A 20,172-nucleotide genomic window follows, 5' to 3' on the forward strand; every position below is an offset into this window, starting at 1 on the left:
GGCCGGGCCGGGCGGCGCAAAGCCCGCAAAGACAAAGAGTTTCGCGTGTTTAAGCAAGTCTAAAGTAGCGATAGCACGCGATTTCCGCAAGCGGCAATCTCAGCAATTCCCCGAGGCGGGACCCCGCAAAAATCCTTCTTGCTCAGCGCCAAGCGCAATTTCTCAATGCCCGGATGGACCTTCCCTTTCACGTCGCCAGCCACGTTGATGCGGCCCTCCGGGCCGCCGCCGCCCGTTTGGGGCTGGCGGAGCGCGGCTTCCAGCCGGAGGTCCGGGTCGCCGATCCTGCCCACGGCGACTTCCAAGCCAACGGCGCCCTCGCCTTCGCCAAACGCGAGAAGCAAAACCCGCGCGCCCTCGCCCAGCAGGTGGTCGACGCGCTCGACGCCGACACGCAGGCGGCGTTCGAGATCACGCTCGCTGGACCGGGCTTCATCAACTTCCGCCTGAAACCCGCGACGCTGCTCGCGTGGCTCGCGCGCTACGATTCCGAAGAACATCTTCACTCCGGCGCCGCGACCGAGCACGCGCAGCAAACTTGGGTCGTCGACTACTCCTCGCCCAACACCGCGAAGCAGATGCACGTCGGCCACCTCCGCTCGGCCGTGATCGGCGAAGCGATTTGCCGCCTGCTCGCCTTCACCGGCGCGCGCGTCATCCGCGACAATCACCTCGGCGACTGGGGCACGCAGTTCGGCAAACTCATCTACGGCTACAAGCGCTGGGCCGATCCCGTCGCGCTCGCCGCCGATCCGATCGAGGAACTCGAGCGCCTCTACAAACTCGGCAACAACGCCACCGACCCCGAAAAATCTCCCGAGCCCGAAAAGGCCGCTCGCGAACTCGAAATCGCCCGCGCCGAACTCGTGAAGCTGCAGAACGGCGACCCCGAAAACGTCGCGCTCTGGAAAAAATTCTCCGAAGTCAGCCTCGCCGCGTTCCAGCAGATCTACGACCGCCTCGGCATCCGCTTCGACCACAACCTCGGCGAATCCTTCTATAACGACAAGGTCGACCGCATCTACCGCGAGCTCACCGAAACCGGCCTCGCGCAGGAGAGCGAAGGCGCGCTCGTCGTCTTCCATCCCGAGCACCCGCGCTTCAAGACGCAGCCGTTCCTCATCCGCAAAGCCGACGGCGCCTCCAACTACGCCTCGACCGACCTCGCGACCGCCGCGTATCGCGCTGAGCACTTCAAGGCCGACGGCATCGTCGTCGTCACCGATTTCCGCCAAGCCGACCACTTCGAGCAGCTCTACCTCACGGTCAGAAAATGGTTCGCGGCGAAAAGCTACCGCGTGCCCGAACTGCATCACGTGACCTTCGGCGCCGTCACCGGCGAAGACGGCAAAGCCCTGAAGACGCGCAGCGGCGACGTGATCAAACTCAAGGCGCTCCTCGACGAGGCCGAAGACCGCGCCTTCGCGCTGGTCACCGAGAAAAGCCCCGAGTTGTCCGAGACCGAGCGTCGCGACATCGCGCGCGCCGTCGGCATCGGCTCCGTGCAATACGCGGACCTCTCGCAGAACCGCTCGAGCAACTACGTCTTCTCGTGGGACAAGATGCTCGCGCTCGACGGCAACACCGCGCCGTATCTCCTCTACGCCGTCGCGCGCGTCCGCTCCATTTTCCGCAAAGCCGAGCTCGATCCGACGCAGCCGCCGACCACCGGCGCCTCCGCGCCCGAGACGCCCCAGGAACTCACGCTCGCCCGCAAGCTCGTGCAATTCGCCGACGCCGTGCAGCTCGCCACCGCCCAGCTGCGCCCGCACTTCCTCTGCCTCTATCTCTACGAACTCGCCGGCGCCTACAGCGCGTTCTACGCCGCGGACAAAGTCATCGTCGACGATCCCGCCGTCCGTGCGCGCCGTCTGCTGCTCTGCCACCGCACGCTCATCGTGCTCGAAACCGGCCTGCACCTGCTCGGCCTCCGCACGCTCGAGCGGATGTGACGGAAGCTCGGGGTGGAACGCGTTGACCTCAATGCGTTCGAGAATTTCCGCCGCCGGACGAACGTTCAAAGCGCGTTGAGGTCAACGCGCTCCACCTCGGCCGCCGGCGAGCGCGCGTTCGCGCCACGACCGGCTTTTGAAATCCGCGTAACTTTGCCTCCCGATCGCGCCCCGGGTGTTTCGCGGACCAATTCACTCTTGCCGGTGCCTCCGGCCAGCCCAACATTCCCGGCACTATGTCGAGCGGCGCTTCCCCCTCTTCCGGCCCCGATTACTACGTCCGCGGCATCAACGACGCCGAGGCGCGCGGCCCGTTCACCGTCGAGCAACTCGCTTCGCTCGCCGAAGCCGGCCAAGTCACCGTCGACACCTACTACTACGATCCCGCCACCGAACAGTGGCTCACCTTCGGCAGCAACGAGTCGCTGAAGTCCGCGATCTGGCCGGAGAAAAAGAAACTCGGGTTCAAGGAAAAGGAATTCAAGGCCGTCAACAAAGCCGACGAAAAGTCGCCCGCCATCACGGTGCAGCAATTCCTCGACGCCGCCGAGGGCAAGACCGACGACACCAAGGGCAAGAAGGACAAGTCGCTCGACATGATGAAGGCCGCCATGTGGGGCACGAAGGGCGCCGCGATCATCATGTTCGTCAGCGCCGTGGCGCTCATGTTGCCCGGTCTCGAGGCGCTCACCGCGATGGATTTCGGCAAGCTGCTCGACAAGCCGCTGGTGTTCCTCGGCGCGCTCGACCTCGTCCTCGGCCTGCTGCTGCTGCTCGGAGTCATCAGCCTCTATCCCTTCGTGCGCTTCCGCGCCGTGTTCGGATTCGGCTTTCTGGGTTTCATTCTCTGGACGCAGGGTGAACCGGTCGCGATCGCCGCTCTGGCCGCCGGCTCGGCCGGGCTCTATTTCAGCACGATTTTCCTGAGTTACATCCCGCTCGGCGTCGCGCTGCTCGCCGGCATCGGCGGCATGGCCGCCCTGGCGGGCATGAACCTGTTCTGACCTCCGCGGCCACTCGTGCCGCGCTCCCATGAACTGGCTGAAACAACTCGCCGCCCGCCTGCAGCGGCTCTGGCACACCGACATCTGGGCGGCTGCGACCGCTCGCGATCGCTCGATGAAGGGCCGCGCTTACGCGGTGCTGCGCGTGCTCTCGATCACGATCTCCGGCTTGCAGGAACTCAAGGTCGCTGCGCGCGCCGCGGCGCTCAGCTACAGTTCGCTGCTCGGGCTCGGCCCGCTCGTCGCGCTGACGGTGCTCATCGCGGGCTTCGCGCTCGGCGACCGCGATCCCGTCATCCTCGCGCGCAGCCTCAACAACATCATCTCGTTCGTCGCGCCGCAGGTCGCGCAATACGATCGCGCCGCCTCCGCCGCCGACGCCGAACACGATGCCACGACGGAATTGCGCGCGGCCCCGCCGCCCGGTCAGCAAGTCGCGGCCGTGACGCAGCCCGACCCCGAGCTCGTCAAATTCATCACGCACCTCATCGAGAGCTCACGCTCCGGCGCCGCCGGCGCGCTCGGCCTGCTCACGCTGCTCATCATCGCCGTGCAACTGTTCACGACGGTCGAGAACGCCTTCAACGACATCTGGGGCGTCCGCCGCGGGCGCAGCTGGCTCACGCGCATCGTCTACTACTGGACCGTCATCACGCTGGGTGCACTGCTGTTCTTCACGTCGTTCACGCTGCTCTCCGCCGGCACGTTCATCGGCGTTTTTCTCGAGCGTCTCCCGATGGGCGGGCACCTGAAGGCGCTGTTCGCGTGGATGCTGCCCTCGTCGTCGGCCGCGCTGCTTGTGATCGTCCTGACGCTCTTCTACCGCGCCATCCCGAACACCCGCGTGCGCTGGAGCGCCGCGCTCATCGGCGCGATCGTCGTCACTGCGCTGCTGCTGCTGAACAACACCCTCGCGTTCCTCTACTTCAAACGCGTCGTTCTCTCCAAAAGCCTCTACGGCTCCGTCGCGCTGCCGATCGTGCTGATGCTCGGGCTCTACATCTTCTGGTTCTTCGTCCTTGTCGGCGGGCAGATCACCTACGCGGTGCAAAACGTCCACTACCGCAGCAGCCAGACGGCGTGGCACAGCCTCAACCATTTCGCCCGCGAGAGCTTGTCCCTGCTCGTGCTGCTATTGATCGCGCGGCGCTTCAAGGAGTGCCTGCCGCCCTACTCCGTCACGCAACTCGCCCAACGCATCCGCGTGCCCTCTCAGGTGCTCAACGAGAGCCTCAACCGCCTCTGCGATCTTCAACTCATCGCGCAGCTCCCCTCCGCCGAGGACAAGGACCCGAACGACTACCGCTACCAGCCCGCGCGGCCGCTCAACAAGGTCACGCTGCTCCAGTTCCAGCAGCTCTTCGTCCACTACGGCGAATCGCCCAGCGGCGAGATGCTCGACAGCGTCGACCCCATCCTCGCGCACTACCACGCGCGCCTCGCAGCCGCGCTTCCCGAGGCGATCGGCGGCCGCTCGCTCGACGAGCTCCTCGAGAACTTCGAATCCACGGCCACGCGCGCGCCGTTCGCCGCGCCGGAAAATCGCTAGCGCGACCGGCTAAACGCAAACCGCTCGTCTGGCTGAACATCCAGACGAGCGGCACGTAGTGCTAAACTTAGTCGAGTTCAAAAACCCAACACGCGGCTCGGAGAGTAGCGCATCGGTGCCTCCACCGTCTGTAGGACCGGGGATAATCCTTCTGTCAGGCGCGCCCGGACGCCTCGCGCATCACAACACGCCTTCGGTCCAACGGACCGCCGCGCGCATGAGTTCCGTCGCATCGGCGAGGCCGAGCTTGTCTTTGATCCGCGCCTGATACTCCTGCACCGTTTTCATGCTCACGCCCAGGTCCGTCGCGATGCGCTTGGTCGCATGGCCCTCGCCCATCCGGCGAAACACCTCGAGCTCACGATCGCTCAGGGCATCGACCGAGCCGGGGGCATTGCGGCGACCCACCATGCGCTCGGCCAGGCGGGAGAGCACTTCTGGATTCGCATAAACGCTGCCGCTGCGCACCGTGCGGATTGCCTCCACGATGCGGGTCGTCGACTCGCGCTTCATCACATAGCCGGCCGCGCCCGCGCGCAGCGCCCGCTCCACTTGCGCGAGCTCCTCGTGCATCGACAGCACGATGACCTGCACGGCGGGCAACTGCGCCCGCAGGTCCTTGATCAAATCGAGGCCCGTGCCGGAGCGCAGCGTGAGATCGACGATCGCAATGTCCGGCGCCGAAGCGCGCATCGCCGCCAGAGCGCTTGCGGCGTCTTCGGCCTGCCCGACGACTTCGAAACCGGGCTCGCTGCGCAGCAACTGTTCGAGCCACTCGCGCACCAACGGGTGATCATCGACCAGGAAGATTCGAATCGTCTCTGTTTTCATGGGAAATCCTGCTGCCGTTCTCCCGCCCGAGCGGCACGGCACACACGATCCGCGTGCCCCGGCCGAGTTGCGAGCTGATGAGGAGCCGCGAGCCAAGATGCTCCGCGCGGTGACGCATGATGCGCAGCCCCATCCCCGCCGTCCGCTCGTCGTCCGGTCGCAACCCGCGCCCATTGTCTTCGACGGCAACCACCAACTCCTGACCTTCCTGGTGCAACGTCACCGTCACGCGCCCCGCGCCACTGTGCCGGCAAGCGTTGCGCGCCGCTTCCTGCGCAATGCGGAACACCTGCGCCGCCACCGAGGCGTCCGCGAGCCCTGCCGGGGTCTCGACGCTGGCCACGCATTCCACCTTGGGGAATTGCTGCCGCAACCCTGCGCACAGCTCGACCAGCTCCGACGGCAAACGCGCGGGCTCGATCCGTTCGAGCAACAGGCCCCGGGCGAGCTGACGCGTCTGCGCGATGCCCTGCTCCACCAAGTCGGCAATTTTGCGCGCCTCGCGCGCGCCGTTCTCGTCGTGTGCGTGCAGCCGCTGCGCCAGCACCTGAGCCGCCATCGCCGTGCCCACGAGATGTTGACCGAGCTGGTCGTGCAATTCGCGTCCCATCGCGCTGCGTTCGCTTTCACTGAGTTCGAGCAGGTCGCGCTGCACCTCTTGCCGTTTCAGGGTCTCGCGCTCCAATTCGGCCGTGCGCTCGATCACGCGCTGCTCCAGCTGGCGGTGCAGCAGGATCAGCGCGTGCAAGATCCAGATCACGGTGAAATACATCAGCAGCGCCGTGGCGGAGTTCCACCACAGCCACGTCTGGTGCCATGCTCTCGGATCGTCGGTGAGATCGGCCATGACGCGCACCAGCCAGCTCACAATCGCCATCGTCGATCCCGCGCCGACACCCAGCCAGAGCACCGACAACGCGACGGGGAACAGATAAAAGAAGCCCATCGAGACGCGCGTGCCGGTCACGTAGTCGACCCAGCCGATCGCCGCGAGGAACAGTCCAATCCACGCGAAGGCCGCACGCCGACCGCCCTTCGGCAAACCGGTCAGACGCTGCATCGTCCAATCGGTCAAGCGTCCCCAGCCACGCGCCGCGGCGGAACGGGAGTCGCGGTTCGGTGAGACCATGCCCGATTGCATGACGCGCGCCGCGCGCCGCCAATTGTTTTCTGAGTGAAAATCTGTCCGCCGCCGCCCGACCATCCGCGCCGATTTTCCCTGACGGCGCCTCCGCCCTAACCGACGGTTGACAGCCCCCCGGGCGCAGCCTAGCCAGAACGTTTCCATTCCATGATTTCCTGGATTCAAACCTACTTCCAGAAGCACTTCCGCACCGTCTTCGCGGTTCTCCTGGGCGTCACCATCATCTCGTTCGTCTTCACGATCGGCGCCGCCCCCGGCATCGGCCGCGCCGGCAACAAGCTCCTCGAACAGCGGTTCTACGGCCACAATTTGGGCAACGAGCAGGAAGCCCGCCGCGTCTTCCGCGACGGCAACTTCTCCGCCCAGCTCCGCGGCGCCTACCAAGCCTCCAGCGCGCAGCTGCAGGAATACTCGCTCGGTCGCATCGCCGGCCTCGCGCTCGCCGACGAACTCCACGTCCCCGCGCCCACCGAGAAGGAACTCGGCGCGTTCATCGGCAACCTCCCCGCCTTCAAGAACGAGCAAGGCAACTTCGACCAGGCCCGCTACAAGCAATTCGAAGACAGCCTCAAGACCTCCCGCGAGTTCACCATCGCCGACGCCAACCGCGTCTTCCGCGACGACGCGCGCCTCGAAGCCGTCGGCAAAATCATCTCCGGCCCCGGCTACGTGCTGCCCTCCGACGTCGCCGAGCAGCTGAAGCGCAGCGACGCCACCTGGTCGCTCGCCGTCGCCTCCTGGGACTACGCCTCCTTCGACGCCGGCGTGCAGGCCAACGACGTGGCACTCCAAAAATTCTTCGACGAAAACGCGTTTCGCTACGAAGTCCCCGCCCGTCCGAAGCTGAGCATCGTCGAGTTCAAGACCGCGGAGTTCGTTCCGCCCGTCGCCCCGACCGAGCAGGAAATGCGCGCGTTCTACGAGCAGAACAAAGCCCGCTTCCCCGCGCCCGCGGACGACAAGAAGGACGCCACCAAGCTCGCCGACGCCGCCAAGACCGCGACCGACGACTTCCCGAAAGTCCGCGCCCAAGTCGAACAGGTCCTGAAGGACGCCGCCGGCCGCAGCCGCGCCTCGAAAGCCGCCAACGACTTCACCGTCGCCGTCTACGAGCGCAAAGTCGCCGCCAACTCCGCCGACCTCGCCGCGCTCCTCACCGCGCAGCACCGCACCGCCGTGCAGCTCCAGCCCTTCACCTTCGACAACCCGCCGGCCGACCGCCCGTGGCTCTCGAACTACGCCGAGCAAATCTCGCGCCTCAACAAGGACCGCTTCTTCTCCGATCCCGTCCCGTCGCCCGAAGGCTACATCGTCCTCCTCTGGAACGATGCCCTCCCGAGCCACAAGCCGATGCTCGGCGAAGTGAAGGACAAGGTCACCGCCGACTACAAGGAAGCCGAGAAGCGCAAGCGCTTCGTCGAAGCCGGCAAGGCCCTCCGCGCCAAGCTCCAGGTCGCCGCCAAATCCGGCAAGTTCGAGGACGTCGCCAAAGCCGAGAAGCTCGACGTGAAGTCCTACGCCAACTTCTCCGTCCGCCAGCCGCCGCAAGACCTCCCCTACGCCGCCTACGGCGCGATCCAGACGTTCCTCGACAAGGGTGAAGTCTCCGAGATGGTCGCCACCGGCGACAAGGGCGTCTTCACGCTCGTCGTCGATCGCAAGCTCCCCGACACCTCGACCGCCAACCCGCGCTACGCCGAGATTCAAAAGCAGCTCGCGCAATACACCGCGGCCGCCAACGAGAGCGCCACGCTCTCCGCCCTCGTCGAAGCCGAGCTGAAGAAGAACGCGCCCGCGAAAAACGCCGCGCCCTGACCACGCGCCAAGTCGCGTCGCATTTCCCAGGGGCGCAGTTCGCTGCGCCCCTTCGTTTTTTCCCACCGCTCGATCCGCGTCCCCCGCGTAACTCGCTGGCCAGCACGCCGTCTATCCCGTCGAATGACCGCCCGCCCGCAATCACCCTGCCCCGCCGACGGCGGCCCGCATACTCGGTGACATCGCAGGGTTTGCGCGCCACTTCGCGTATCACTCCGCAAAATCATCCAACTTTCGCGCCGCCCGCGTGTCCTTTTCCCACCACTTTCCGTTAACCGAATGAACCTCCGCCGCCTCGCCCTCGCCTCCACGGCCCTCCTCGTCTCCGCCCTCGGTCTCGCCGCGCAAACCGCCGCTCCCGCGCCGGGCAGCCTCACGGTCGACGAAGCCATCAAGCGCGCGCTCCAGCGCAACTTCACCCTCGAGGCCGGCCGCCTCAGCCCGCAGATCGCGAAGGACCAGATCGACATCGCGCAGAGCACCTACCTGCCGAATTTCTCTTTCTCCACCTCCCGCGGCCTCTCCCGCACCACGCAGGACGGCACCACGCCCGGCACCAAGGTCAAGACCGGCGACACGCGCTTCAGCGTCAGTGAGGTCTTCCAAACCGGCACCACCGCCTCCGTCAGCACCAAGCTCGACCGCACCGAGACCTCCTACTTTTCCGCCGTCAACCCGGCCTACAATTCCGACCTCACCGTCTCCGTCCGCCAGCCGCTCCTCGCCGGCGCCGGCCTCGAAGTGAACCGCGCCCCCATCAAGCGCGCCCAGATCGGCCTCGAACGCGCCAACCTCAACTACGAAGCCAGCGTCCTCGACATCATCCAGCGCACCGAGAACGCCTACTACGCCCTCGCCTACGCCCGCGAGCAGCGCGAGGTCTTCAAGTTCTCCCTCGCCCTCGCCGAGCGCCTGCTCGACGAAGCCAAGACCCGCCGCCAGACCGGCGTCGCCACCGACCTAGATGTCCTCCAAGCCGACGTCGGCGTCGCCAACGCCCGTCGCAGCCTCCTTCTCTCCGAGCAGAACGTGAAGGACTCCGAGGAAGCCCTGCTCGCGCTGATCGGCCAATTCGAACTCGATTCCGTCGTCGGCACCGTCGCCCTCCCCTCCGCCGCGCCGGAGATTCCCACCTTCGCCTCGTCCTACAACGCCGCGAAGCTCCACCAGCCCGACTACATTTCCGCCAAGCTCCTGCTCGACCAACTCCAGCTCGACGCCCGCGTCGCCAAGAGCAACCGCCTCCCCGACGTCAGCGTCGGCGGCGCCGTCGGCTTCAATTCCTACCCGTCCACCCGCAGCTACTCCTCCGCCGTCAGCAGCGCGCTCGATCGCGACAGCAACTCGTGGCAGGTCGACCTCGCCGTCAATCTCCCGTGGGGCCAGAAAGCCGACCGCGCCCGCTACCGCCAGGCCCTCGCCACCGTCACCCAGCAGGAGATCAGCGTCCGCTCGCTCGAGCAGACCATCGAGGTGCAAGTTCGCGCCGCCGTTCGCGCCGTCGAGACCAACACCGAAAGCGTGAAAATCTCCGCGCAGGCCCGCCAGCTGAGCGAGAAGCAATACGAACTCGAGCAAGCGCGCTTCACCGCCGGCCTCTCGACTTCCCGCCGTGTCCTCGAAGCGCAGAACGACCTCGAAACCGCCCGAGTCAACGAACTCCAAGCCAAGGTCGCGCTCCGCAATTCCTACACCGCGCTCTACCGCCTCGAAGGCAGCGCGCTCCAGCGCTACGGCCTGACGCTGCAATGAGGTAGGGGCGGTTGCCCCAACCGCCCTAAAAGCTACGCCGCCTGAAACCAAGCCCCGCACCCCGCGGGGCTTTTTCATTTCCTACTCACTACTCGCTACCCGCTACTCGCTACTCAGTCCCCCTACTCCTTTCGGCCTACCCACTTTCCATTGGCACGCGCCACGCGCGCGGCGATATCCTGCGGGCAAAAACCCCGCATGCACTTCAAGACCATCATCGAGCCTTTCCGCATCAAGGCGGTCGAGCCCATCCGCTTCACCACACGCGAGCAACGCGTCGCCGCTCTCACCGTCGCGGACTACAATCTCTTCAAACTCCGCGCCGAGGACGTCATCATCGATCTGCTCACCGACTCCGGCACCGGCGCCATGTCCGCCGCGCAATGGGCCGGCATGATGCAGGGCGACGAGTCCTACGCCGGCGCGCGCTCGTTTTTCAAATTCGAGTCCGCCGCGCGCGAGATCACCGGCCTCAAGCACATCATCCCCACTCACCAAGGCCGCGCCGCCGAGCGCATCCTGTTCTCCAGCGCCTGCACCAGCGGACAAGTCGTGCCGAACAACACGCACTTTGACACCACGCGCGCCAACCTCGAGGCCCTTGGCGTCCGCGCCGTCGATCTGCGCTGCGCCGAAGCCACGCAGCCGTCGCTCGTCGCGCCGTTCAAAGGCAACATCGACCTCGTCGCCCTCGAGCGCTGCCTCACCGAAAACGCCGGCCGCGTGCCGTTCGCGATGATCACCGTCACGAACAACTCCGGCGGCGGCCAGCCAGTCGCGCTCGCCAACATCCGCGACGCCGCCGCCATCTGCCGCCGCCACGACGTGCCGCTCATCCTCGACTGCTGCCGCTTCGCCGAGAACGCGTGGTTCATCAAACAGCGCGAGCCCGGCCAGCACGACCGCACGCCGCTCGAGATCGCGCGCGAGATGTTCAGCTACGCCGACGGCTGCACCATGTCCGCCAAGAAGGACGGCCTCGTGAACATCGGCGGGTTCCTCGCGCTCAACGACGACGCCCTCGCCGTCAAGTGCCGCAACAATCTCATCCTCACCGAAGGCTTCCCCACCTACGGCGGCCTCGCCGGCTACGACCTCGAAGCGCTCGCCGTCGGCCTGCGCGAAGTGCTCGACGAGGACTACCTGCGTTACCGCATCCGCTCCGTCGAATACCTCGGCGAAAAGCTCACCGCCGCCGGCGTTCCCATCGTCCAGCCCACCGGCGGACACGCCATCTACATCGACGCGAAGGGCATGCTCCCGCACATCCCGCAAAGCGAGTTCCCGGCGTGGGCCTTGTCCTGCGCACTCTACCTCGAAGGCGGCGTGCGCTCCGTCGAGATCGGCTCCGTGATGTTCGGCCGCCAACCCGACGGCACCGAGAAACCGTCGCCGATGGAGCTCGTCCGCCTCGCCTTCCCGCGCCGCGTCTACACGCAGAGCCACGTCGACTATCTCCTCGAAGTCATCCTCCACGTGAACAGCCAGAAGTCCCGCATCCGCGGCGTGAAGATCGTCGAAGCCCCACCGCTCCTCCGCCACTTCACCGCCCGGCTCGCGCCCGTCGGCGGCGCCCTGCTCGCCTGAGGTAGGGCGGGACCGCTGGGCTCGCCGCGAGCCACAGTGGAGCCCCGCTCGCTCCGCCCCTCGCCAAACCCCGCCACATCTTCGCCAACAAACGCCACGCGCCCGCGCTCGACGACGCGCGCCGCCCGCGCCAGCTTTACGCCATGGCAAAACCGTCCGCGCCTTCCACGCCGCCGCCCGCGCAACCGTCGTTCTGGATTCCCTTCCTCATGGTCGGGATCGTCGGCGCGCTGCTCGGTTCCACCGTCACCTACCTCGCGCTGCGCCCCCAACTCGATCGCGCCGCCCGCGCCTCCGCGATGCCCATCGCTGCCAACGCCAGCATGCCCGCCGATATCAATCACGCCCCGCCCGCCGACCTGACCGCCGGCATGCCGCCCGCCCAAGCCGAACGCACGCTCGGCAACTTCTACTACGACCACCAGAACTGGCCCGAAGCCATCCGCCGCTACGAATCGGCCATCAAACAGGGCAGCGATGACGCCGACATCCGCACCGATCTCGGCAACGCCTACCGCTTCTCTGGCCGCCCGCAGGACGCCCTTACGCAATACGAGCTCGCCCAGCGCATGAACCCGCAACACGAGTTCAGCCTCTTCAACCAAGGCGGCCTCTACTTCGAGGATCTAAAGAACACCCCCAAGGCCATCGAGACCTGGACCGCCTACCTCGCGCGTTTCCCGAACGGCACCAACGCCGCCAACGCCCGCAATCTCATCGCCCAAGCCTCCGGCGCCCCGGCGCCCCTGATGCCCGGTGGCACCGGCCCGCTCGGCGCCCCGAGCCAACCCTCATCGCCCGGCCAAAGCCCCAACGATCAGCGCCTGTTCGACCTCATCAACGGCGCGCCCAAGAAGCCCTGAGGGACCTTCGTCGCCGACCGCTGAACGGACGCGGAAATCCGCTCAAACGGGTCACATATTTTTCCTGTTAGACGCAAAACTCCACTGGACGCAGCTGCGGCGCGCGCCTATCACCGCACGCACCTAATCGCCGGACACGACGCGCCCCACGCCTCGCCGTGATATCCACTGCCGTGGCATGGGCCGTGCACCGAACGGCGCACTGCACCAATGAAGCCAAAGTCCCCCCTCCTCGGCAGGCTCCTCCTGCCGGTGTTTCTGTTCATCGCCGCGCTCGGGCTCGTGCCGAGCACGCTCGCCCAAGGCATCGTGTCGTCAGGCATGACGGGCGCCGTCACCGACAAGACCGGCGCACCGCTCGCCGGCGCGACGGTCGTCGCCACGCACGTGCCCACCAACGCCGTGTTCACCGCCACCACGCGCACCAACGGCCATTTCATTTTCCGCGGCCTCCCTCCGGGCGGCCCCTACACCGTCACCGCCACCGCCGCCGGCTACACCACCGGCAGCGTCAGTGAAGTCACCACCGAGCTCGGCCGCGAAATCGACGTCAACCTCACCCTCAATTCCGAGATCGTGAAACTCGACGCCTTCAAGGTCACCGCCACGAACGACGACCTCGACTCCACCGCCAACGGCGCCGGCTCCGTCCTCACCGCCGCCCGCATGGCCGCCCAGCCCTCCGCCAAGCGCTCCATCGGCGACATGGCCCGCACCAATCCCCTCATCAGCTTCCGTCAGGCCATCACCGACCGCGACGACCAGATGATCACCGCCGTCGGCCAGAACAACCGCTACAACTCCATCCTCCTCGACGGCGCCCGCATCAACGACCAGTTCGGCCTCAACGCCTCCGGCATCCAGTCGTTCTTCAACCCGATCTCCCTCGACACCGTCGAACAGTTCTCGATCGCCATCTCGCCCTACGACGTCCGCAACAGCGGCTTCACCGGCGCCGCCATCAACGCCGTCACCAAATCCGGCACCAACAAGTTCTCCGGCTCGATCTACACCTACTACACCTCGAAGAACCTCGCCGGAAAAGACGTCTCCGGCACCTCCTCTGTGCCGATCGAAGGCATCAAGCCGCTCGACACGCAGAAAACCTGGGGCGCCACGCTCGGCGGCCCGATCTGGAAGGACCACCTGTTCTTCTTCCTCAACTACGAGAAGTTCGACCGCGAGTCCGCCGCCAGCGTCCCCGGCTTCACGCCGACCTCGACCGATCTCACGGCCATCAACACCCGCCTCGCCGCGATCAACACCGCCCTCGGCGCCAAGAAGGCCGACTTCGGCACCTTCGGCGGCTCCCCGCTGCAGACGCAGGAAGAAAAACGCCTCGGCAAGATCGACTGGCGCATCAACGCCGACCATCGCCTCTCCGTCCGCTACAACGAGACCAAGGGCACCCTCCCGCAGTTCGGCCGCTTCAGCACCACGAGCACCTTCGCCCCGTCGACCTCGCTCGTGAACACCGCCTCCCGCGGCACGAACCTCTCCTCGAACTTCTACACCCAGCAACGCACCGAAAAAGTCTGGGCCGGCACCCTCTTCTCCAGCTGGACGCCTGACCTCAAGACCGAGCTGCGCTACGCGAAGACTTCCTACGAGCAGCTCACCACCAGCCCGATCGCCTTCCCCGAAGTCCGCATCTTCGGCGTCTCCGGCATCAACAACGCCGGCACCGCGATCAACAACGGCGTCCTCTTCTTCGGCACCGAGCAGTTCCGCCACGGCAACATCATCCGCGTCGAGACCAAGAGCTACGCCGCGCACGCCGACTACTTCCTGAACAACCTCACGCTCTCCGCCGGCCTCGATCGCGAGAACAGCGACTTCTACAATCTCTTCCGCGCCGGCTCCTACGGCCTCTTCGAATACGCCGACATCAACGCGTTCCTCGCCGACACGCCGAACGCCTTCCGCCGCGAATACTACGTGCAAGGCACACCCGCCGCCGACGTCTCGCAGTTCGACATCACCGGCCTCTACGCCCAGGCGAAATGGGACGCGACCCCGCGCCTCAACTTCACCTTCGGCGTCCGCGAAGACCTCGTCGGCTCCAGCATCCGCCCGATCCTCAACACCGCGTTCCAGACCGCGTTCGGCACGCGCAACGACGGCCTGCCCGACGGCGTGACCGAATTCTCGCCGCGCGCCGGCTTCAACTGGTCGATCGACGACGCCCGCACCCTCCAGCTCCGCGGCGGCCTCGGCCGCTTCCTCGGCCGCGCGCCGTGGGTGTTCTTTTCGAACTCCTTCTCCAACCCCGGCGTCGGCCGCTTCGGCATCACCAACACGCTCACCACCGCCACGCCGCCCCCGAGCCTCGTCAGCTACATCAACAACCAGTTCGACCCGGCCAGCCCGATCGGCGTCGCCGCCACCGACGGCGATCCGAACGCCCGCCGCACGATCAACCTGCTCCAGGACAAGATCCACCTCCCGGCTGTCATGCGCGGCAACCTCGCGCTCGACTGGAAGGCCAACGCCCTCGGCGGCAACTTCACCGTCGAATACGTCTACACCAAGCAGGACAACGCGCTGTTCTCCGACAACCTGAACATCAAACCGCTCGTCGTCACCGGCACCAGCGGTCCCGCGATCGGCCTCGACGGCCGCCAGCGCTTCAACTTTGTCGTCAACCCGAACGGCAGCATCTCCGCCGGCTCGAACAGCGCCGCCGCCTTCAACACCGCGTTCAACGAAGTCATCCGCGTCCGCAACGTCTCCGAAGGCGCGAGCTCCTACGTCACACTCATGTGGGACCGCCCGATGAAGAGCCACTGGGCCGCCAACGTCGCGTTCACCAAGGGCCGCTCCACCGAAGCCCAATCCACCGGCCAGACCGTCGCCGTCGACGGCTGGACCCGCAACGCCGTCTTCAACCAGAACGCCGTCGAGGTCTCCACCTCCGACTTCGAGGTCAAGGACCGCCTCCAGCTCACGCTCACCCGCGAGTTCGAGTTCCTCAAGAACTGGAAATCCTACGCCTCGCTCTACTACGAAGGCCGCACCGGCAACCCCTACTCGTTCGCCTACTCGAACGACCTCAACACCGACGGCGTCTCCGGCAACGACCTCGTCTACGTGCCCACCGGCCTCAGCGACTCGAAGATGGACTTCTCCGGCCTCACCGCCGCGCAAGCCCAGGCTTACGTGAACTACTTCGCGAACAGCGAGCTCAGCAAATACGCCGGCAGCTACGCCCCGCGCAACAAGTTCAACCTGCCCTGGCAGAACCGCCTCGACCTCCGCTTCAGCCAGAAGATCCCGCTCTACAAGCCCGCCGAGCTCGAGCTCTTCGCCGACTTCATCAACTTCGGCTACTGGCTCAGCCGCGAGACCTTCGGCTACGTCGAAGAACTCGGCAACAACAACGGCGTCTACGCCCGCCGCCTCGCCGGCAGCGCCGCCTACAACTCCACCGGCCAGATCAAGCCGAGCGGCGTCACCCTCGACGCCGGCGGCAACTACGTGCCGGCCGAAGCGACGGTCAACCCGCTCGCCTCCCGCTGGCGCATCCAAGTCGGCGCCCGCCTGCGCTTCTAAGCGCGCGCTCAACTCGTTTAATCGCAAAGGCGGCTCCGATCCCGGAGCCGCCTTTTTGTTGGTAGGGCGAGTCGTCCCGACGAGCCACGAACCACGCCCCATGCGCATGGCGGCTCGTCAGGGACGACTCGCCCTACCCCACCGGTTGCCATCGCGAGCCCCGCAACGCGGGCCGTGACGATCCATCGGCAATCCTCAGCCCGCCGTCGGCCGCGCGCTCGCGCGCGCCTCACCCGAACAACTCTTCGACCCGCGCCGTCGCGGCCTCCACGCGCCGATGCTCCGGCAGCTGCGTCTTGAACCACGTGCGCTGCTTCTTCACCAGCGCCCGCGTGTTCTTCACGATCGCCGGCAGCAACTCCGCCTCGGCCAGCCGGCCCTCGATAAAATCGATCGTCTCGCGATACCCGATCGCCTTCGCCGCACTCGGATTCTCCTTCAATCCACGTCCGATCAACCCGCGCACTTCGTCCAAGAGCCCATCGCGCAACATCTGCCTCACACGCGCCTCGACGCGACCCTCCAGTTCCGTCGGCTCGCGGACCATTTCGCACAGCTTCACCTCGAAGTCCGCAAACGGCCCCGGCCGCGCCGCGAACTCCGCCTGCAACTCCGCGATCGTCCGCCCGCTCGCCCGACAGCGCTCCAGCGCCCGCGTCACGCGCCGCGGATTCTGCACATCGAGCGCGCCTAGTCCGCCCGGATTGAGCGCGCGCAACTCGGCGACGACCGCCGTCAGGCCGTCCCGCTCCAGCCGCATTCGGATTTCCTCCCGCAATTCCGCCGCGATCTCGACGTCATCCGCCACCGGCCCGAAAAACGCCGCGAGATAAAACCCGCTCCCGCCCGTCACCAAAACCCGCTTCCTCCGCGCTAACACTTCGTCCACCGCCACCCGCGCCTTCGTTACATAATGAGTAACATCCATCCGCTCGCGCACATCGCACACGTCGATCAAGTGATGCGGCACGCGCGCGAGTTCGGCCTTCGTCGGCTTCGCCGTGCCGATGTCCATGCCGCGGTAGAACAGCAGCGAATCGCACGACACGATCTCGGCACCGTTCGCTTCCGCCCAGCGCAGCGCCAACTCGGTCTTGCCGACCGCCGTGCAGCCCGTGAGCACCTGGATGACGCCGTTCACGCGGCCACAGAACGCCGTCACGTGATTGTTGCCAAACTCCTTTTGCCTTCAACCGCCCGCCGCTTTCGGCTCTGCTCCCCGCACGCGCCTTGAAAGTCCGGTTCATCTTCAATCCCCACTCCGGTTCCAACCGCCGCAACCCGCACCTCCGCGACAAAGCGGCTGAGTTCATCGCCCATTGCGGTTGGGACGGTAAAGTCGTCTCCACCGAGCGCCCGCGCCACGCCACCGACCTCGCGCGCGCCGCCGTCGACGAGGGCTGCGAACTCGTCGTCGCCATCGGTGGCGACGGCACGATGAACGAGGTCGCCAGCGCCCTCGTGAACACGCCCGCCGCGTTCGGCCTTATCCCCTGCGGCTCCGGCAACGGTCTCGGCCGCCACCTCGGCATCCCGCGCGCGGGCAAAGGCGCCTTCCGCGCGCTCGCCGAGGGCGCCGTGACGACCATCGACGCCGGCAAGGTCAACCAGCACCTCTTCTTCTGCGCCGCCGGCACCGGCTTCGAGGCTCTCATCGCCGAGCGCTTCGCCTTGCTCACGTCGCGCGGCTTCGCCGGCTACCTGAAGGAAAGCGCCAAGGCTTGGTGGAACTACCAGCCCGAGCGCTACACGGTGCACCACGCCGCGGGCAAGGACACCTTCGACGCCTTCACCCTCGCGATCGCCAACTCCTCCCAATACGGCAACAACGCCTACATCGCGCCCGACGCCTCCGTCAGCGACGGCATGCTGGACGTCGTCGCCGTGCCGCACGTGAACGCCTTCCGCGCCGTGCCGCTCGCGATTCGCCTTTTCCACGGCTCGATCAATCGCGTGCCGGACGTCCGGCATTTCCAAGGCAGCAAATTCGTCATCGAACGCGCGAAGCCGGGTTGGATGCACACCGACGGCGAGCCGCGCGCCGAGACTTCACGCATCGAAGTCTCCGTGCTCCCCCGCAGCCTGCGCGTGATGGTGCCGCGCACGACGGCGCTGGAAACGCAGTCCTGATTCTGGATGGCGTTCGGCCGGCCATCGCCGCACGACGTAAGCGATTCCTGGAGGGCGCGGCTACTGCCGCGCCGTTTCGCTCCGCAGCGGGGAAAGTGGTTCGCCGCGCGCCGGGAGGCGCGCCCTCCAAATGCTTTGATCGGCAAACCTCACACGCCTCCCGCACCCGGAGGTCGCGGGCCACCGGAAAACCGCCGCCCGTTCAGTTTTTCAAACTATGCGCCGTCACCACGCGGTTGCGTCCCGCGTGCTTGGCCGCGTAGAGCGCTTTGTCGGCGGCCGCGATGAGCTGTTCGCATGTCGCCGAATCGTCGGGCATGATCGCGAGACCGGCGCTGAGCGTGACGTTCAACGTCAGCTCCGTGCCGGCAGGCTGACAAGGCGTCTCCGCCAGCAAAGCGAACAAACGTTGGATGCCTTCCACGGCCTGCTTGCGGTCGGTTTCGACCATGAGGATGGCGAACTCCTCGCCGCCGTAGCGCGCGATGCGATCGACGACGCGCAGCTGACCCGCGAGGAGGCTCGCGACGTGTTTCAGCACCTCGTCACCGACTTGGTGGCCGTGCGTGTCGTTGATTTTCTTGAAGAAATCGATGTCCGCCATCACGAGCGCGAAGGGATGCCCGAAGCGCGTCGCGCGCTGGCATTCCTCCGCGACCATGCGGTCGAACTCGCGGCGGTTGTGCAGGCCGGTGAGCGCGTCGCGCGTGGCCAACAACTTCAGCTGCCCCATCGTCTCGCCGAGCTTGCGCGCGTAGCGGATCGCGTGCTCGAGGATGCGCGCGTTGAGGTCGCCCTTCACCAGATAGTCCATGGCGCCCGCTTCCATCGCTGCGTCGTCGATCTCGTCGCTCGCGTCGGCGGTCAGAAACACGACGGGCGTCCCGCCGTCGGCGGCACGTGCCTCGCGCAGCAGCTCGAGTCCGTCCCGCTCGCCCAAACGGTAGTCGAGCAGGCAGACGGAGTATTTGCCGGAAAGGAGTTTCTTCAACCCGGTGTCGTAATCGGCCGCCACCTCCAGCTCCCACGGTCCGCTGCGGAACTTGGCCACGAAGCCCTGCACGAGATGATGCTGCAGACGATCGTCGTCGATCAGCAGAATCCTGCGCGCGCGCGTGACCATGGCGTTCAAGCGGCTCCGCGCACGCCGGCGACGAGGTCGGCGGCCTTCGCTTTGAGTTGCGGCGCGATCGCGTCGCGCGCAGCGAGGTTGGCCTTGATCACGTTGACCAGCGCCGAGCCGACGACCACGCCGTCCGTCCGCGAAGCGGCGACGGCGCGAACCTGCTCGCGATTCGAAATACCGAAGCCGACGACGACCGGCAGCGCCGTGTGCGCCTTGATGCGTGCGACCGCCTCGCCGATGCCCGCGGCCACTTCGCCGCGCTCGCCCGTCACGCCCTCGCGGGAAACGTAGTAGATGAAGCCGGTCGCCGCGCCGCAGATCTTTACAAGGCGCGCGTCGGGTGTCGTCGGCGCGACGATGAACACGCTCTTCATCCCGTGCGCCTGGCACGCGGCGCTGAAGTCTCCGGCTTCCTCCGGCGGCAGGTCGAGCACGAGCATGCCATCAGCGCCGGCTTCCTTCGCCGCGCGCACCGAGGCGTCGACGCCGTTCGCGAACACGAGGTTGTAGTAGGTGTAGAAGACCACCGGCACCGCGCTGAACTCGCGGATGCGCCGCACGAGTTCGAGCACGCGCGCGACCGTCATGCCGCTCTCGAGCGCGCGTTGGGCGGCGAGTTGATTGGTGAGTCCGTCCGCCAGCGGATCGGAGAACGGCACGCCGAGTTCCAGCACGTCGACGCCCGCCTCGATCACTGCGCGACAGGCGGCGAGCGAGGTGTCGAAGTCCGGATCGCCCGCGCACAAGTAGGCGACGAAGGCGGCGCGTTTTTCGGCGCGGGTGCGGGCAAAAGCGTCGGCGATGCGATCCATGGGAGCGGCGAACAGAGCACACGCCGCAGGCGAGGCGCAACGCGGAATTGCGTCA

The 20,172-nt window shown here is 66.5% G+C and carries 14 protein-coding genes; 9 read left to right on the top strand and 5 right to left on the bottom strand.

Going from position 1 to position 20,172, the window contains the following annotated elements; genetic code table 11:
- Window positions 1-173: 173 nt before the first annotated feature.
- The 3 genes from argS to HZA32_02165 all read left to right on the top strand — a co-directional run bounded on the left by argS (window position 174) and on the right by HZA32_02165 (window position 4,505).
- On the top strand, window positions 174-1,952 hold the full coding sequence (gene argS, locus HZA32_02155) for an arginine--tRNA ligase (protein ID MBI5422861.1): 1,779 nt from the start codon (window positions 174-176) through the stop codon (window positions 1,950-1,952).
- Between the two features lie 236 nt (window positions 1,953-2,188).
- Window positions 2,189-2,956, top strand: a complete 768-nt coding sequence (locus HZA32_02160; GenBank protein ID MBI5422862.1) for a hypothetical protein — start codon at window positions 2,189-2,191, stop codon at window positions 2,954-2,956.
- A gap of 28 nt (window positions 2,957-2,984) precedes the next feature.
- Window positions 2,985-4,505 carry a YihY/virulence factor BrkB family protein gene (locus tag HZA32_02165; protein MBI5422863.1) on the top strand — a complete coding sequence of 507 codons (1,521 nt, stop codon included), beginning with the start codon at window positions 2,985-2,987 and terminating at the stop codon, window positions 4,503-4,505.
- A 180-nt stretch (window positions 4,506-4,685) separates the two neighbouring features.
- Here HZA32_02165 and HZA32_02170 read toward each other — a convergent pair whose 3' ends face one another.
- Window positions 4,686-5,336 (bottom strand): response regulator transcription factor, encoded by a 651-nt coding sequence (locus HZA32_02170; protein ID MBI5422864.1) that lies wholly within the window; start codon window positions 5,334-5,336, stop codon window positions 4,686-4,688.
- On the bottom strand, window positions 5,299-6,465 hold the full coding sequence (locus HZA32_02175) for a sensor histidine kinase (GenBank protein MBI5422865.1): 1,167 nt from the start codon (window positions 6,463-6,465) through the stop codon (window positions 5,299-5,301). The genes HZA32_02170 and HZA32_02175 overlap by 38 nt, the downstream gene beginning before the upstream one ends.
- 162 nt (window positions 6,466-6,627) lie before the next feature.
- On the opposite strand from HZA32_02175, the gene HZA32_02180 reads away from it, so the two are divergent.
- From HZA32_02180 to HZA32_02200, 5 genes are all read left to right on the top strand, one after another.
- Entirely contained in the window at window positions 6,628-8,295 is a 1,668-nt protein-coding gene (locus HZA32_02180; protein ID MBI5422866.1) for a peptidyl-prolyl cis-trans isomerase, read from the top strand.
- Between the two features lie 279 nt (window positions 8,296-8,574).
- Entirely contained in the window at window positions 8,575-10,047 is a 1,473-nt protein-coding gene (locus tag HZA32_02185; GenBank protein ID MBI5422867.1) for a TolC family protein, read from the top strand.
- 198 nt (window positions 10,048-10,245) lie between these two features.
- A complete protein-coding gene (locus HZA32_02190; protein ID MBI5422868.1) occupies window positions 10,246-11,634 on the top strand; it encodes a tryptophanase in 1,389 nt (462 codons plus the stop codon).
- Between the two features lie 143 nt (window positions 11,635-11,777).
- Window positions 11,778-12,497 carry a tetratricopeptide repeat protein gene (locus tag HZA32_02195; protein MBI5422869.1) on the top strand — a complete coding sequence of 240 codons (720 nt, stop codon included), beginning with the start codon at window positions 11,778-11,780 and terminating at the stop codon, window positions 12,495-12,497.
- Window positions 12,498-12,707: 210 nt separating this feature from the next.
- Complete coding sequence (locus HZA32_02200; GenBank protein ID MBI5422870.1) at window positions 12,708-16,049, top strand: TonB-dependent receptor; 3,342 nt, start codon at window positions 12,708-12,710, stop codon at window positions 16,047-16,049.
- A gap of 229 nt (window positions 16,050-16,278) precedes the next feature.
- On the opposite strand, the gene miaA is transcribed toward HZA32_02200, so the two are convergent.
- Complete coding sequence (gene miaA / locus HZA32_02205) at window positions 16,279-17,190, bottom strand: tRNA (adenosine(37)-N6)-dimethylallyltransferase MiaA (protein MBI5422871.1); 912 nt, start codon at window positions 17,188-17,190, stop codon at window positions 16,279-16,281.
- An 89-nt stretch (window positions 17,191-17,279) separates the two neighbouring features.
- On the opposite strand from miaA, the gene HZA32_02210 reads away from it, so the two are divergent.
- Complete coding sequence (locus HZA32_02210) at window positions 17,280-18,179, top strand: diacylglycerol kinase family lipid kinase (protein MBI5422872.1); 900 nt, start codon at window positions 17,280-17,282, stop codon at window positions 18,177-18,179.
- A gap of 202 nt (window positions 18,180-18,381) precedes the next feature.
- On the opposite strand, the gene HZA32_02215 is transcribed toward HZA32_02210, so the two are convergent.
- Window positions 18,382-19,302 (bottom strand): diguanylate cyclase, encoded by a 921-nt coding sequence (locus HZA32_02215; protein MBI5422873.1) that lies wholly within the window; start codon window positions 19,300-19,302, stop codon window positions 18,382-18,384.
- Between the two features lie 5 nt (window positions 19,303-19,307).
- On the bottom strand, window positions 19,308-20,117 hold the full coding sequence (locus tag HZA32_02220) for a tryptophan synthase subunit alpha (protein ID MBI5422874.1): 810 nt from the start codon (window positions 20,115-20,117) through the stop codon (window positions 19,308-19,310).
- Between the last annotated feature and the right edge of the window lie 55 nt (window positions 20,118-20,172).

The organism is Opitutia bacterium, assembly GCA_016217545.1.
In the GTDB taxonomy this organism is placed as follows: Bacteria; Verrucomicrobiota; Verrucomicrobiia; order Opitutales; family Opitutaceae; genus Didemnitutus.

Excerpts from the sequence above, each read along its gene's own strand:
- argS (MBI5422861.1), top strand. The coding sequence starts at position 174 with ATGGACCTTCCCTTTCACGTCGCCAGCCACGTTGATGCGGCCCTCCGG.
- HZA32_02160 (MBI5422862.1), top strand. The coding sequence starts at position 2,189 with ATGTCGAGCGGCGCTTCCCCCTCTTCCGGCCCCGATTACTACGTCCGC.
- HZA32_02165 (MBI5422863.1), top strand. The coding sequence starts at position 2,985 with ATGAACTGGCTGAAACAACTCGCCGCCCGCCTGCAGCGGCTCTGGCAC.
- HZA32_02170 (MBI5422864.1), bottom strand. The coding sequence starts at position 5,336 with ATGAAAACAGAGACGATTCGAATCTTCCTGGTCGATGATCACCCGTTG.
- HZA32_02175 (MBI5422865.1), bottom strand. The coding sequence starts at position 6,465 with ATGGTCTCACCGAACCGCGACTCCCGTTCCGCCGCGGCGCGTGGCTGG.
- HZA32_02180 (MBI5422866.1), top strand. The coding sequence starts at position 6,628 with ATGATTTCCTGGATTCAAACCTACTTCCAGAAGCACTTCCGCACCGTC.
- HZA32_02185 (MBI5422867.1), top strand. The coding sequence starts at position 8,575 with ATGAACCTCCGCCGCCTCGCCCTCGCCTCCACGGCCCTCCTCGTCTCC.
- HZA32_02190 (MBI5422868.1), top strand. The coding sequence starts at position 10,246 with ATGCACTTCAAGACCATCATCGAGCCTTTCCGCATCAAGGCGGTCGAG.
- HZA32_02195 (MBI5422869.1), top strand. The coding sequence starts at position 11,778 with ATGGCAAAACCGTCCGCGCCTTCCACGCCGCCGCCCGCGCAACCGTCG.
- HZA32_02200 (MBI5422870.1), top strand. The coding sequence starts at position 12,708 with ATGAAGCCAAAGTCCCCCCTCCTCGGCAGGCTCCTCCTGCCGGTGTTT.
- HZA32_02215 (MBI5422873.1), bottom strand. The coding sequence starts at position 19,302 with ATGGTCACGCGCGCGCGCAGGATTCTGCTGATCGACGACGATCGTCTG.
- HZA32_02220 (MBI5422874.1), bottom strand. The coding sequence starts at position 20,117 with ATGGATCGCATCGCCGACGCTTTTGCCCGCACCCGCGCCGAAAAACGC.